Source organism: Brevundimonas sp. GW821-FHT10A07, assembly GCF_059415785.1.
Map to the genome: position 1 here is coordinate 33,461 of NZ_JBWKNX010000009.1, position 13,528 is coordinate 46,988.

Annotated in this window: 14 protein-coding genes; 6 read left to right on the top strand and 8 right to left on the bottom strand. The window is 69.8% G+C overall.

What is annotated here, in order from left to right; all coding sequences use genetic code 11:
* Positions 1-152: 152 nt before the first annotated feature.
* Complete coding sequence (locus tag AC07NC_RS09175) at positions 153-899, bottom strand: SDR family oxidoreductase (protein ID WP_494569343.1); 747 nt, start codon at positions 897-899, stop codon at positions 153-155.
* 111 nt (positions 900-1,010) lie between these two features.
* On the opposite strand from AC07NC_RS09175, the gene AC07NC_RS09180 reads away from it, so the two are divergent.
* Positions 1,011-1,415, top strand: a complete 405-nt coding sequence (locus AC07NC_RS09180) for a winged helix-turn-helix transcriptional regulator (protein WP_230307712.1) — start codon at positions 1,011-1,013, stop codon at positions 1,413-1,415.
* Positions 1,416-1,473: 58 nt separating this feature from the next.
* On the opposite strand, the gene AC07NC_RS09185 is transcribed toward AC07NC_RS09180, so the two are convergent.
* Both AC07NC_RS09185 and AC07NC_RS09190 read right to left on the bottom strand, forming a co-directional pair.
* Positions 1,474-2,019, bottom strand: coding sequence for a GNAT family N-acetyltransferase (locus AC07NC_RS09185; RefSeq protein WP_426026583.1), 546 nt, complete (start codon positions 2,017-2,019; stop codon positions 1,474-1,476).
* A gap of 128 nt (positions 2,020-2,147) precedes the next feature.
* Positions 2,148-2,477 (bottom strand): DUF1491 family protein, encoded by a 330-nt coding sequence (locus AC07NC_RS09190; RefSeq protein ID WP_494569344.1) that lies wholly within the window; start codon positions 2,475-2,477, stop codon positions 2,148-2,150.
* 56 nt (positions 2,478-2,533) lie between these two features.
* Between AC07NC_RS09190 and AC07NC_RS09195 the strand changes: the two genes are divergently transcribed.
* On the top strand, positions 2,534-3,406 hold the full coding sequence (locus tag AC07NC_RS09195) for a hypothetical protein (protein ID WP_494569345.1): 873 nt from the start codon (positions 2,534-2,536) through the stop codon (positions 3,404-3,406).
* A gap of 4 nt (positions 3,407-3,410) precedes the next feature.
* Here AC07NC_RS09195 and AC07NC_RS09200 read toward each other — a convergent pair whose 3' ends face one another.
* Complete coding sequence (locus tag AC07NC_RS09200) at positions 3,411-5,084, bottom strand: sensor histidine kinase (protein WP_494569346.1); 1,674 nt, start codon at positions 5,082-5,084, stop codon at positions 3,411-3,413.
* Between the two features lie 243 nt (positions 5,085-5,327).
* On the opposite strand from AC07NC_RS09200, the gene AC07NC_RS09205 reads away from it, so the two are divergent.
* From AC07NC_RS09205 to AC07NC_RS09215, 3 genes are all read left to right on the top strand, one after another.
* Positions 5,328-5,777, top strand: coding sequence for a SufE family protein (locus AC07NC_RS09205; RefSeq protein WP_008259705.1), 450 nt, complete (start codon positions 5,328-5,330; stop codon positions 5,775-5,777).
* 165 nt (positions 5,778-5,942) lie between these two features.
* Positions 5,943-6,908, top strand: coding sequence for a glucosamine inositolphosphorylceramide transferase family protein (locus AC07NC_RS09210; RefSeq protein WP_494569347.1), 966 nt, complete (start codon positions 5,943-5,945; stop codon positions 6,906-6,908).
* 4 nt (positions 6,909-6,912) lie between these two features.
* Positions 6,913-8,073 (top strand): glycosyltransferase family 4 protein, encoded by a 1,161-nt coding sequence (locus AC07NC_RS09215; RefSeq protein WP_494569348.1) that lies wholly within the window; start codon positions 6,913-6,915, stop codon positions 8,071-8,073.
* A gap of 7 nt (positions 8,074-8,080) precedes the next feature.
* Here AC07NC_RS09215 and AC07NC_RS09220 read toward each other — a convergent pair whose 3' ends face one another.
* Positions 8,081-8,650 carry a methyltransferase domain-containing protein gene (locus AC07NC_RS09220; protein ID WP_494569349.1) on the bottom strand — a complete coding sequence of 190 codons (570 nt, stop codon included), beginning with the start codon at positions 8,648-8,650 and terminating at the stop codon, positions 8,081-8,083.
* A 112-nt stretch (positions 8,651-8,762) separates the two neighbouring features.
* A complete protein-coding gene (locus AC07NC_RS09225) occupies positions 8,763-10,850 on the bottom strand; it encodes a TonB-dependent siderophore receptor (RefSeq protein WP_494569350.1) in 2,088 nt (695 codons plus the stop codon).
* Positions 10,851-10,900: 50 nt separating this feature from the next.
* Here AC07NC_RS09225 and AC07NC_RS09230 point away from each other — a divergent pair, with 50 nt between their 5' ends.
* Entirely contained in the window at positions 10,901-12,100 is a 1,200-nt protein-coding gene (locus tag AC07NC_RS09230) for an acetyltransferase domain-containing protein (RefSeq protein WP_494569351.1), read from the top strand.
* A 2-nt stretch (positions 12,101-12,102) separates the two neighbouring features.
* Here the strand turns inward: AC07NC_RS09230 and AC07NC_RS09235 are convergent, their stop codons facing one another.
* Both AC07NC_RS09235 and AC07NC_RS09240 read right to left on the bottom strand, forming a co-directional pair.
* On the bottom strand, positions 12,103-12,813 hold the full coding sequence (locus AC07NC_RS09235; protein WP_494569352.1) for a DUF6456 domain-containing protein: 711 nt from the start codon (positions 12,811-12,813) through the stop codon (positions 12,103-12,105).
* Complete coding sequence (locus AC07NC_RS09240; protein WP_050771595.1) at positions 12,810-13,166, bottom strand: helix-turn-helix domain-containing protein; 357 nt, start codon at positions 13,164-13,166, stop codon at positions 12,810-12,812. The genes AC07NC_RS09235 and AC07NC_RS09240 overlap by 4 nt, the downstream gene beginning before the upstream one ends.
* Positions 13,167-13,528: the final 362 nt, after the last annotated feature.

The following is a 13,528-nucleotide window of genomic DNA, read 5'->3' on the forward strand; positions in this document are numbered from 1 at the left end:
CCCTGCGGGGGAGGGTCGCGCCAGCGACGGGGTGGGGGCGGCAGGGCGCGGGCGCACCTGTTTTTGCAAGCCTGTGATGCGTCGCCCGGCCCTTCCCACCCGGCTTCGGCTCCGCCTCCGCCCCCCCTCCCCCGCAGGGGGAGGGAGAGGCCTCAGCCGTTCAGCATCTCGAACACGGCTTCGTAGCCGTTGACCTCGGCGAAGCGCAGGGGCTTGACCCGCTCGACCAGGATTTCGCCGCGCGGGGTGTCTCCGCGCTCGATCAGGCCGATCACCTCTGCCGTGTAGTCGGCCAGGGGCATGGAGGCGGGGTTCTCGGCGTGGCCCGGCATCAGGTCGGTGGCGACGGCGGGCGGGGCCAGTTCCAGCACCTCGATCGCCGTGTCCCGCAGCTGATGACGCAGGGACTCGGTCCAGGAGTGGATGGCCGCCTTGGTGGCGTTGTAGGTCGGGGTCGCCGCCAGGGGGATGAAGGCCAGGCCGGAGGTGACGGTCATGATCGTTGCGGCGGGCTGGGCCTGGAGGTGGGGCAACAGGGCGGCGGTCAGGCGGATCGGGCCCAGCAGATTGGTGGCGATGGTCGCCTCGACCGTGGCGAAGTCGAAGGGGCGGGCCTTCAGGTCCTCGACCTTCATGATCCCGGCGTTCAGGATGACCGCGTTCAGGGCCGGGTGATCCCTGACCACCTGTTCGCCGAAGGCGGCGACGGCGGCGGGATCGGCGACGTCCAGGGCGGCCCAGGCCATGCCGGGATTGGCGGCGGCGACGTCCTTCAGCACGTCTTCGCGACGGCCGGTGATGATGATCTGATTGCCGCGGGCGTGCAGGGCCTCGGCCAGGGCGCGGCCGATGCCGGCGCCGCCGCCGGTGATCAGGATGGTGTTTCCGCTGATGTTCATGGGGCTCTCCTCAAGGGGTGCGTCAGTGCGGAAGCTCAGGTATGACGGTCACTCTCCATTGGAAAGTAGGCACCGAAAGCCGCCATACTTACCGAGAAGGAAGAAATGGATATGACGGCTGTTCCGCCCGCAAGAATTTCACACCCCGAGACCGGCGAGGTCGCCGATCCGCGCGTCGAGGCCCTGGTCAACGAGGTGATCGGCCGGGTGGCCGACAAGTGGACCATGCTGATCCTGGAGGTCCTGGCCGAACACGGCGAGACCCGGTTCACGCGCGTGGGCGAACTGGTCGGCGGCATCAGCCAGAAGATGCTGACCCAGACCCTGCGTCAGATGGAGCGCGACGGCCTGGTGGTGCGCACGGTCCATCCGGTGATCCCGCCCAAGGTCGAATACCGGCTGACCGATCTGGGCTTCACCCTGGCCGAGGCCTTCTGCGGGGTGTGGACCTGGGCGGAGAAGAACATCGACCGGATCGAGGCGGCGCGGGCGGCGTTCGACGCGCGGAAGGGATAGGCGCCGATCCAGAGCGGGCGACGCAAGGTCCGAGAGGGGGCTGTCCACCCCCATCTGCTCACAACTCTGAACTTGACGCTCGCATGATCTTTTCGAACTGAAAAGCGTCCCCGTCTCCGGGAAGATCGTCTTGCGCCTCAGGATTGTTAGGGTCGGAGTGATATTTGTTGAAGAACTCGATGATCCTGAAGCCGCACTTGTTGACGTAGAAGTGGATGTTTCGCTTCTCGAAATACGGCGTGTGCGTCTGCCAGGCGATCGTCTCGGGAAAACGGTCCTCGATGGCGCGCCAGGCCTTGAGGCCGAGCCCCCGACCCTCCTCGCCGACCTTCAGAAAAAAGAGGTCGAGAGAGTTGCGGTGGGTCACGGGGTCGATTGTGACGACGGCGCCGCCGACCTTCCGGCCATCGCACAATATGCGCAGCGCCACCGCGCCAGGGGATTTGACGGCGCCGTCCAACACCTCGTCCGAGGGGATCGGCCCGTCTGGAAGGTCGCCGAACTCATCGACGACCGCCACTGCGAACGCGTCCTGCAGCTCTTTCTTGAAGATCGCGAACTCGGCGGGATCGGCTTCGGCGAGGGTGACTGTTTCGCTGGTCATTCGGAGGCCTTACACCGCAATCGCATGCAAATTGAGTCTGCCAGGGGGTCGGTTTATGAAACAGGCGCCCGCCATAGAACCAGACCCTCGCGACCGCTGAGGAGAAAGCGGCCGGGTGATTTCGCGCCTTACCCCTGCACCTTCTCGGTGATGAAATGCCGGCCCTGGCGGTCTTCGATCTCGACCACCCAGAGGTCGGGGTCGTAGCCGCGCTGGCGGGCGATATAGGCGTCCAGTTCGGCTTCGCTGTCGCTGGTCACTGGCTGGATCCACAGGGGTTCGCCGTCGTTCCCGAAGGCCTCGGTGTAGAGTTTGGCGGTGCGGGTCGAGGTGTCGTAGGCCTTGACGATGACCGAGCCGGCGCGGTCGTCGCCCTTCCTGACCACGGTGGCGTAGGCGCCCTCGAGCTCGGCGCGGCGGATCAGGGCGCTGACCCACAGGTCGCTGGATAGAAGCAATTCGCTAACCCTGTACGGAAACCAGACCCAAAGGCGGGACGTGCCAGGGTCAGGGGATGAGAATAGGCTCTTCCACCCGGCGAACCCAAGCCCTGATCGCCGCCGCCCTGATCGCCGCCCCGGTCGCGGCGGGTCCGGGCATGGCGGGCGCGGCGCCGACGGATCGATACTATGAGCGCAGCTTCGTCCTGGCCGCCAACGCCCGCTGCGGTCTGTTCCAGCCGCAACTGACCGCCGCCCTGACCGCCGCCGCCTGGCAGGCGCGGGGCGCGGCCCTGCGCGCAGGCGGCAATGACCGAGACCTGGCCGAGACGGCGGCGCGGGCGCGGGCGCGGGCGGCGGCGACCCGGTGCGACTCCGCAGATCTGAAGACGGTCAGCGGCCGGGTGCGCGACGCCTTCTCCGGCTGGTCGCGGATGGCGCGGATGAATTTTCCCGGCGAACGGGCCGGCTGGAGCGCCGACCGCGCCGCCTACGCCCGGCCCACCTGGCGGCTGATGCAGGCGACGCGGACCGGCGCCTCGCCGGTGCGGTTCGGCATGGTCGGCGGGATGGGACGGTCGGACCAGCTGGCGGCCGTGGTGTCCTGGCAGGGCCGGTCACGGCCGACCGGGGTGCGGATCGTCATGCGCGACGCGACCGTGGCGCCGCGGCCCTGGCTGGCGCGCGAACTGCCGCCCCAGACCCAGCGCCGCGCCGTCTGGGCCTCGGGCGTCTCGGCGGCGGACGCCGGTCTGCTGGTCGAGGGGCGAGAGGCGGGCCAGATGTGGGTCTTCCCGACCTCGGCGGCCGACGCCCTGTCGGCCCTGGATCCACGCGAGATCTTCACCGTCGAATTCCTGTTCCGCGACGGCAGCGTGGCCCGCTCGACCTTCGAGACCGGCGACTTCGCCGCCGGCCGCGCCTTCCTGTCGATGGGGCAGACCTAGACGGTCAGGACGCGACGGGGTCTTCGACCGGCGCCTCGCCCCGCGCCTCGCCCCGCGCCTCGTCCCGCGTCTCGACCGGTTCGATGGGGATGACCGGCAGCCGCACCATCACGGCCGTGCCTTCGCCCAGGGTGCTGTCGATGCTCATTCGGCCGCCGTGCAGTTCGGTCAGGGACCGGACCAGCGACAGGCCCAGGCCGGTGCCCTGGGCCTTCTGGTCGGCGCCCCCGGCCTGTTCGAACGGACGGCCGACCCGTCGCAGATCCTCCGGCGCGATGCCGACGCCGGTGTCCGACACCACCAGCTCCAGATAGGGGCCGACCCCGTCCAGGGTCAGGGTGACGGACCCGCCGGTCGGGGTGAATTTGACCGCATTCGACAACAGGTTCAGCGCCATCTGCTTCAGGGCGCGGGCGTCCGCCTGGACCGTCAGGGGAATGGACGGCAGGACCGGCGCCAGATCGACCCCCTTGTCGTCGGCCTGGACGCGGACCAGGGCGACGGCGGCCGACACGGGGTCGCGCGCGTCCAGGGACTCCAGGGCCAGTTCGTAGCGTTCGGCCTCGATCTTCGACAGGTCCAGCACGTCGTTGATCAGGTCCAGCAGATGGCCGCCCGCCTGATGGATCGAGTCGGCGTAGCCGGCGTAGCGGTCGGGCAGGGGGCCGAACAGGCGCTGACGCATGATGTCGGCGAAGCCGATCACGGCGTTCAGCGGGGTGCGCAGCTCGTGGCTCATATTGGCCAGGAAGCGGGTCTTGCCGGCGCTCTGGGCCTCGGCCTCGGCGCGGGCGCTCTCCAGGCCCAGTTCACGGGCGAACTGGGCGGTGCCGTCGAAGGCCTGGGCGATCAGGCGCGGCGGGTCGCCTCCGGAATCGCCCCCGGAATCCTGGCCGTGGTCGAACCGCCGCAGGATCATGACGACGCGCCGGTCCAGGGCCAGGCGCGGGCTGAACAGGATCTCGGCCGTCTGGCCGGCGGCGGCCCGCTGAAGCGCGGCGGCGACGGCGGGGCGGTCGGGGGCGTGGACGGCGGCGATCAGGCCCTGGTTCACCAGGGCGTCGATGGAGACCGACGGCGGCGGCGCGCCCCAGGCGGCGACGGCGCGGCCGGCCGGATCGAGCAGCAGGGTCAGGCCGGGCTGGGCGTTCAGCACCGCCTCGACCCGGCGGCTGTTCGCCTCGGCGAGGGTCAGGCGCTTGCGGCGTTCGTTCCAGGTCAGGCCGATGGCCGAGGCGGTGGCCGCCACGGCCAGCAGGCCGGAGACGGCGGCCAGGACCGGCGGCTGGGCCTCGGCGCCGTTCAGCAGCGACGAGATCAGGCCCGAGACCAGCGGCAGGACCAGGGCGGCGATCCCCAGCCGGGTCAGACGGTCGTCGCCGATCCGCGGGTGGTCCAGCACGATGCCCGCGGCCAGGGGCATGACCAGCAGGCCGGGCACCGCCCCGGTCGCCCCGCCGGTCAGGCCGGCCGCCGCCACCGACGCCAGCAGCCAGCTTCCCATCAGGACGAATCTCAGGCCGATGGAATCTCGCACCATCAGCATCACCCCGCCGATGCCGGGCAGGGCCGTCAGCAGCAGGGCGGCCAGCACATTGTCCGGCAGTCCGCCGAGGCTCTGGGCCGCAAAGGCGGTCACGCTGGCCGCCACCGCCCAGCAGGCGTGCCACAGGGCCAACAGCGATGACGGGACCGCTGTCGCCGAACGCGCGGCGTTCGTCGTGGAGGGGGTCTGCCGTGACTGTGGCGGGTGGACGTACAAGCGTTCTGGCCGTTGTTGCTCGTCTGGAGCCTAAACCGGCCGCCGAGTCGGTGCGAGGCCGCTCCCGTTCCAGGCGATATCCAAACCCGCGTTCACCATGAATATCGGGGGACAAAACAGCCGGTTGTCGTTAACGGCCGCGCGGCCTATCTGGCGGCCATGACCCAGCGCACGCCCCCGACCGACAGTCTTGACCAGACCCTGGCCGAACTGGCCGAGGATTTCGACCTGCTGGGCGACTGGGAGCAGCGGATCGAATATGTGATCGAACTGGGCAAGGGCCTGGCCCCGCTGGACCCGGCCGACTGTATCGAGGCCAACCAGGTGCCCGGATGCGCCGCCCGGGTCTGGCTGGCGACCCAGGTCGAGGGCGACCGCCTGTGGTTCGCCGCCGACAGCGACAGCGCCCTGTCCAAGGGCAATATCGCCCTGCTGCTCAAACTCTATTCCGGCCGCACCCCGGCCGAGATCCTGGCCTTCGACGCCAAGGCCGCCCTGGACCGTCTGGGCCTGCCCTCGGCCCTGACGCGCCAGCGCGCCAACGGCCTGAACAGCATGGTCGGCCGGATTCGAGAGGCGGCCCAGATCGCGAACGGGGCGGCGGGGTGAGGCCGCGCGGATTTATTTCGCCCCACGCCTCGTTCTCGACGCCTTTCCTAAGGTAAAGCTTGATCGAGAGCGTCCAGGAATGTCGGGCCGGAACCAGAATGCGCGTGATTTCAGAACACTACCGGTCGGCCGCCCCGCCGCCTCAAGCCGGCTGAGGATCGCATCATGTTCGACCTGTGGCGTTCCGGTTTCATCCGACGTCCCCTGGCCGATGTCGTGGATCGCCCGCCCCGCCCGGACGAGATCGTCTGGCTGCCGGATGTCGGCCCCTACGCCTATCTGGCCGATCCGTTCGCGATCCAGCGGGACGGCGGGCTGACCGTCTTCGTCGAGGCGTTCGACTATCACCTCCGTCGCGGCCGGATCCGCTTCTATCGGTACGACGCCGATGACCGTCTGGTGGACCAGGGCCTGGCCCTGTCGGAGCCCTGGCACCTGTCCTATCCGACCCTGATCCAGGACGGAGACGCCCTCTATATGCTGCCTGAGGGCTACAAGAGCGGCGGCCTGATCCTGTATCGCTGCGTCCGGTTTCCCGATCAGTGGCAGGCCGTCGCGCGCCTGGGTGAGGCGGCGGCCATCGACCCGACCGTGGTTCGCCACGACGGCCGGTGGTGGCTGTTCTACGCCCTGGCCGGGCCGGACGACCGGGCGATGCGTGAACTCCATGCGGCCTGGGCCGAGACCCTGACCGGTCCCTGGACGCCCCATCCCGGCAATCCGGTGATGCGCGGCCTGGACGTCTCGCGTCCGGGCGGCACGGCCTTCGTGCAGGACGGCGCCGTCCATCTGCCGGTTCAGGATTGCGCCGCCGCCTATGGCGTGGCGATCAATCTGCTGCGGATCGACGCCCTGTCGCCCCAGACGTTCGCGGCCTCGACGGTGCGGCGGTTCGAGCCGGGCGATCTGTCGCCGGGCTTCTCCGGCGGGCTGCACACCCTGTCCGGCCTGGGCGGCGTCACCTGTATCGACGTCAAGGCCGAGCGCCGGTCCGCCGTCGAGCCCTGGCTGAAGGCCAGTTTCAAGCTGCGGCGTCTGTTGGGCCTGAACGGCCCGCGCGGGCGGCGCGCCACGGGGGCTGTCGCCTACCCCGAGATGTTCACGGCGTCCCCTGGTCGGAAGGAAGACTGAGGCCATGCGTATCGCCGTCATCCTGCCGCGAGGCTGCGACTTCTGCCCTGAGAAGGGCAATTCGATGGAAACCGTGGTCCGCACCCTGTCGGGCCACAGCCGGCTTCAGGCGGCCGTGACCCTGATCTGCGACGCGGGCGGCCCGACGCCGGCGGGCATTCACACCCTGACCGTTCCGGCGGGCCTGGGGCGGAAGGCGCGCAATGCCGCGGTGGGGCGGATTCTGACGACCCTGAACCCGGCCGTCGTCGAATACCACCAGCAGCTCAAGGCGGCGTCCGAAATGACCCGCAGCCTGCCCCAGGCGACCCATGTCCTGTACCGCCACACGCGGATCCGACCCGCGTACAATCCGATCGACGCCTGGCGCTACGGCCGTCGGCTGGCCCGTTTCGACCGTCTGGTCTTCGTCAGCGAGGCCGCGGGTCAGGAGTTCGCGGCCGACTATCCCCGCCTAGCGGACCGGGTGGCGGTCGTGTCCAATCCCATCGACGTCGAGGCCTGGCGGGCCGATCCCGAGACGCGCGAGAAACTGATCCTGTTCTGCGGCCGCGCCCTGCCGGAAAAGGGGCTGGACCTGTTCTGCCAGGCTCTGGCCGAGACGCTGGACCGTCATCCCGACTGGCGCGGCGCCCTGGTGCTGGGCGAATGGGACCGGAACAGCGACTGGGCCGAGCCCCATGTGCGGCTGCTGGACCGGTTCGGCGATCGGGTCGAGATCCACAAGTCGGCGTCGCTGGTCCAGGTGCAGGCCGTGACGCGCCGCGCCGCCATCGCCGCCACGCCGTCGCGCGTCCGCGAGGCCATGGGGCTGACCGCGCTCGAGGCGCACGCGGCCGGGGCGGCCCTGATTTCGTCGGGACGCGGCGGCCTGCGTGAGGCCAGCGGCGACCACGCGGTCTATGTCGGGGTCGAGGACGCCCGGTCCCTGGCCGACGCCATGAACCGGCTGATCGAGGACCCGCAGGCGCGTCTGGCCCTGGCGCGCGGCGGCCAGGCCTTCGTCGAACAGGTCCATTCTCCGGCCGCCCGTGCGGCGGAACTGGACGCCCTGCGCGAAACCCTGGCGGACCGGTCCGGCGCCGGCCAGCCCCGGAGGCGGCGGTTCTGGCCGTCGGCGCTGCCCGGGTTGGGCGTGTCGCGCAGGGGCCGCTCCTTCCCCTGACGCCGGATCAGGCGCGGCGGATCAGACTGTCGTAGACGTGGGTCACGGCGTCGAACCCCACCCGCGTCGGCCGATCGCCCAGGGGGGCGGGGGCGAAGGCGGGGGCGGTCAGGCCCGCCGCCACCGGGTCGTCGATCTTGTCGGTGTTCCAGCCCAGCAACAGCCGCCCGCCGGGACGCAAGACCGCCGCCAGGGCCGCCAGGGCCCGCTGCTGCTGCTCGGGGCTGTCCACCCCATAGCCCAGCACCCCGTTGCAGACGACGGCGTCGAACGTCAGGTCGCCGAACAGGGCGTCGGCCTCGCAGACGTCGCCGGTGCGGTGGCGGCCCTTGCGGCCCCAGCGTTCGGCGGACGGGTCGATATCGGTGGTCCAGACCTCGCCGCCGTTCGCCTCCAGCGCCGCATAGTCGTCCAGCGTATATTCGCGACACCCGACCCACAGGATGCGTCCGCCGTCGGCGGCCAGGGCGGGCACATAGCTTTCGGCCATCACACGCCGATCCGGCAGGCCGCGAATCCGCCGCGCCTTGGCGGAGCGCGCCCCATTGGGGGCGGCCCCGGGGGCCAGTCTGGACATCACGCCCTTGATGTAGCGTCCCAATCCCACACGCGTCTCCCCTCGATCCAAGACCGCCGTGTTATCGGGACGGCGCGCGTCTGCCAATCGTTCCGACCCGCGCCCCCGCCCGTCAGAGTGCGATCCGCAGCGAGGCGCGCAGGCTGCGGGGGGCGCCGGGGAAGATCCAAAGGGCGCTGTAGGAGCTGGCGGCGTAGCGTTCGTCGAACAGATTATCGACCTCGACCCGCGCCGTAACCTGGGGCGTCACCCCGTATTCGACCGCCGCCTTGGCCTTCCAGTAGGCGGGCAGGCGCACCCCGTCGGTGGTCAGGGTCGCGGCCCGGTCGCCGACATAGGCGGCGCCGGCCGTCATCGACCAGTCCGTGCCGTGGGTCGTGGCGAAACGACCGACCACGAACAGCGAGCCCGAGTGTTCCGGCACGTTCAGCACATTGTCGGTGGCGAAGGCCTTGTCGTCGGCCTTGGCGTCGGTCCAGCCGTAGTTGGCGACCACCTGCCACGCCTCGCCGATCCGCACCGACCCGTCCAGCTCGATCCCGCGCGAGGTCAGCTTGCCGACCGGCGCCAGATAATTGGCGTCCACCGGGTCGCTGGTCAGGATATTGGTCTTCTCGATGTCGAAGACGGTGGCGGCCAGGTCGATCCCCTCCCAGGCGCCGGACAGGCCGATCTCATAGCCCTTGCCTTCTTCCGGGGCGAAGCCGGCGCCGGTCCGGCCCGTGCCGGAGTTCAGCACGAAGGACTGGCCATAGCTGGCGTGGGCGGTCAGGGCGTCGGTCAGGCGATAGCGGGCGGCGAAACGATAATCGACCGGGCTGTCCTTGGTCTCGCCCACGGCGCCGGTGCGGTTGTTGCGGATGGTCTGGCTGTAGTCGTCCCAGCGCAGGCCCGCGACCAGGCTCAGCCGGTCGTTCACCTCCCACAGGTCCTGGGCGTAGAGGGTGACGACCTCGCGCGTCTCCAGATTGTCGGTGAAGGGCAGGGGCGTGGGGCTGGGGACCGCGCCATAGACGGGATTGAACAGGTCGATCGGATAGGGATTGGCCGCCGTCGGATTGATCCGCAGCCATTTCTCGCCATAGGTCAGCTGATAGGCCTTCACCCCGAAGCCCAGAGTGTGCACGCCCAGGCCGGTCGCCACCACGCCGTTCAGCTCCAGCCGGGCCGACAGGTCCTCGACGGTGAAGTCGCGACCCCGGCGCTGGCGCCACAGCGTCTCGCCGACCAGGCGCGAATGGTCGCTGGACAGGCCGCGCAGCGAACCGCCGCGCCAGGCCACGCCGCCGTTCAGGCTCCAGTTGTCGCTGATCTGGTATTCGCCGGTGATCTGGTGCCGTTCGTTGCGGAACCGCGTCGGGCCGTCGCTGGGCTCGCCATAGTAGTTCGACTCCGGCAGGGCCAGGGCGTCGCCGTTCACGGCGGGCATGCCTCGGTCGAACAGGGTCGAGAAGACGGTGAACTCGCCCACATAGGTCAGGCGCAGGGCGTCATTGGGCCGCCAGGTCAGGGACGGGGCGACCGAGGTGCGATCCATCCCGACATGGTCGCGCCAGCCGCTGCTGGTCTCGCCCGCCAGCACCAGCCGCCCGGCCAGGCTGTCCGAGATCGGCCCGGTCACGTCCAGTTCGCCTCGCCGCACGCCGAAGGAGCCGACCGTGCCCGTGAAGACGGCGTCGGGGGTGAAACGCGGGGTCTTTGAGACGATATTGATCCGGCCCGCCGGGTCGATGTCGCCGAACAGGGCGCCGGCCGGCCCCTTCAGCACCTCGATCCGCTCGGCCGTGGCCGGGTCGCGCGGCGGCGCCATGCCCCGGTTGGCCAGGAAGCCGTCGACGTAATATTCGGCTCCGCCGTCGGGCGTGCCCAGGAAGCCGCGGACGGCGAAATTGTCCATCACCCCGCCGCGGTTGTTCTGCTGGCTGACGCCGCTGACCAGCTCCAGCGCGTCGGACAGGCGTGTGGCGCCGACGGCGTCCAGCAGGTCGCTTTCGATCGAGCGGCTGGACGGCGACATCCGCTCGGTCACGGCGCCGACGCCCAGGGTCCGGTCATGCGGCGACGCCCGACGGCCCAGAACCACGATCTCGCCCACCGTCGTGGCTTCTGCTGGTTCCGGCGCCGCTTCCCGAACAGGGGCGGCTTCGGCGTTGGCGGCGGCCAGAAGGCACAGGCTGGCGCAGCTCGAAAGCAGGGACACGTGATACTCCGTTGAAGCGTTATAAAGTATCGGCTATCCGCTTCCGCCTGATGATGTCAACCGCCGCAACGCTTGCGCCCGCTTCCGTCGCCCCGCCCGAACAGGTCCATTCGGGCGGCCGTATCCGTTCCATCGACGCCCTGCGCGGCCTGGTCATCCTGCTGATGCTGGTGGACCATGCGCGGGAGTTCTTCTTCATCCACGCCCAGGTCTCGGACCCGATGAACCTGGAGACGACGTCTCCGGCCCTGTTCTTCACCCGGCTGTCGGCCCATCTGTGCGCACCGGTGTTCATCGCCCTGACGGGACTGGGCGCCTGGCTGTACGGCAACGGCCGAGGGGGAGGGGCGGTCGGCGCACGGGCGGCGTCCGACTTCCTGCTGAAACGCGGCCTGTTTCTGGTGGTGCTGGAGCTGACGCTGGTCGGCTTCGGCTGGAGTTTCTCCTTCACGCCCCAGATCATCTATCTTCAGGTCATCTGGGCCATCGGCCTGTCGATGATCGCCCTGGCCGCCCTGGTGCGTCTGCCGCGTCCGGCCCTGATCGCCGTCGGCCTGATCATCGTCCTGGGCCACAATCTGCTGGATCCCATCACGATCGCAGCGGGCCAGCCGGGTCATGTCCTGTGGGCGGTGCTGCACGACCGCACCCTGATCGACCTGCCCTGGGGCGGTCAGGTGCGGACCTCCTATCCCCTGCTGCCCTGGATCGGGGTGGCGGCCCTGGGGTACGGGATCGGACCGTGGTTCGTCGGGGATGCGTCGCAGCGTTTGCGGCGGCTGGTCCTGACCGGCTTGACCGCCCTGACGCTGCTGATCGTGCTCCGGGGCCTCAATGTCTACGGCGACCCGACGCCCTGGGCCGTCCAGGCCACGCCGCTGCACACCGTCATGAGCGTGCTGAACCTGACCAAATATCCGCCGTCGGCCGATTTCATCCTGCTGACGCTGGGCCTCGGCGCCCTGCTTCTCGCAGGCCTGGAACAGGCGCCGTCCCGATTGACGGGCGTTCTGGCCGTGTTCGGCGGGGCGCCGCTGTTCTTCTATCTGATCCACATCTACGGGCTGCACCTGGTCTATCTGTCGGCCCTGGCCCTGTTCGGCGCCAATCAAGGCGACAGCTTCGGCGTGCCGAACGTCGCCTGGCTGTGGCTGTTGGCCGCCGGGGTCGCCGTGCCCTGCTGGTACGCCTGCCGCTGGTTCGCCGGCGTCAAACGGCGCAGCCCGCACGCCTGGATGAAATACCTGTGACCTCAACCGATCCCATAGTGGTCCGCCAGGGCCTGTAGCGCCTGTTTCAGCAGGGTCTTGCCCTGGCGGCGGCGCAGGCCCAGGCCGGTTTCGGCCAGTTTCAGACTGTCGCCGTGAACACAGATCCGCGTCAGCATGGGGCGCAGGCGCGGGCCGACGGCGGTCAGGGCCTCTTCGACGCGACGGCCGGCCGACAGGGCGCGGTCGCCGGGCTCGATCCGCGCCGCAGAACCGGCCCCGGCGCGCGGCAGGGCGTCCCAGCGCATGGTCAGGGACGGGCCGGCGCGGGCCTGTTCCACCTCGGTGCGCAGGCGTTCGCCGGCGGCGGCCTCGGCCGGGGTCAGCCAGGGTCGGCCGGCCGCGTCCCGGCGGCGCGCCAGCCAGGCGATGGGGCTTTCGCCCAGGTTGGCGGCGTGACGGATCATGCGGCCCTCTGCGTCGATCAGGGTGCGCTGGCCGTCGATGACGCCGGGTCGGCCCGGCGGGGCGGAGGGGCCCTCACAACCCGATGGACGCGCGACCCAGCCGCCCTGAGGGCGACGGCGCAGGCCGGGCCGGTCGATCAGGGCGCGGAACTCGGGCTCGGCCAGGGTCAGGCTGACGCGGCCGCGCCGGTCGGCGCCCAGCCGCAGCGCATAGACCCCGTGTTCGGCCGACAGCCAGGCGCCGGACCGGACCAGCAGGTCGCGGGCGCGTTCGACGGCGCGGCTCATTGCGGCATCTCCCAGCGCGGCGCGTCGTACAGGCCCGCGATACAGGCCTCCAGCTGTTCCAGCAGGTCGTCGATGGCGCGGCTGTCGCGTTCGTCCTCCACCCAGCGGCAGGCCGCACTGACCGTCGTGCGGTTCATGCCGAACACATGGCCGACCCGTTCCAGCGTCCAGCCGAAGGCGATATGGGACAGGTACATGGCCAGCCAGCGCGCGCGTGAACTGAGCGGGTCGAGCCGTCCGCGCGCCGTCATCCGGTCGGGCAGGGCGCCGGTGCGCGCCGCCACCAGATGCACCGCCAGCCCGGCCTTGGTCCGGTCCTCCTCGCCGACCGGCGCCCTGTAATCCTCCAGCATCACTCTCTCCCATCACAAACCTGATGCGCCATCCTAGATCGACGCGGCGCCTGTGATAGGAATATAATCCTATTCAACGTCAGAAGCGGACGTGAAGCCAGGACCGCCTTGGGGTTGTGATCGGCCCAGTCGGCGACCTGGGCCTCGGAGCCGCGAATGCGAACCCGGGGCCGGCGCGGGGGGGGGGGAGGGAAACATGGTTAATTAATTTCGAATCGTTGACTCCAGACTCTCGACGGCGATTCGCAAATCAGCTTAGGAACGACTCAATGGCTCGGCGTTAACCCTTCTTAAGGTTTTCGGGTCTTAACCTGCGAACAAGGTTACCCAACCGTGTGGCTGGGTGGTTACCGCAAAGCTTT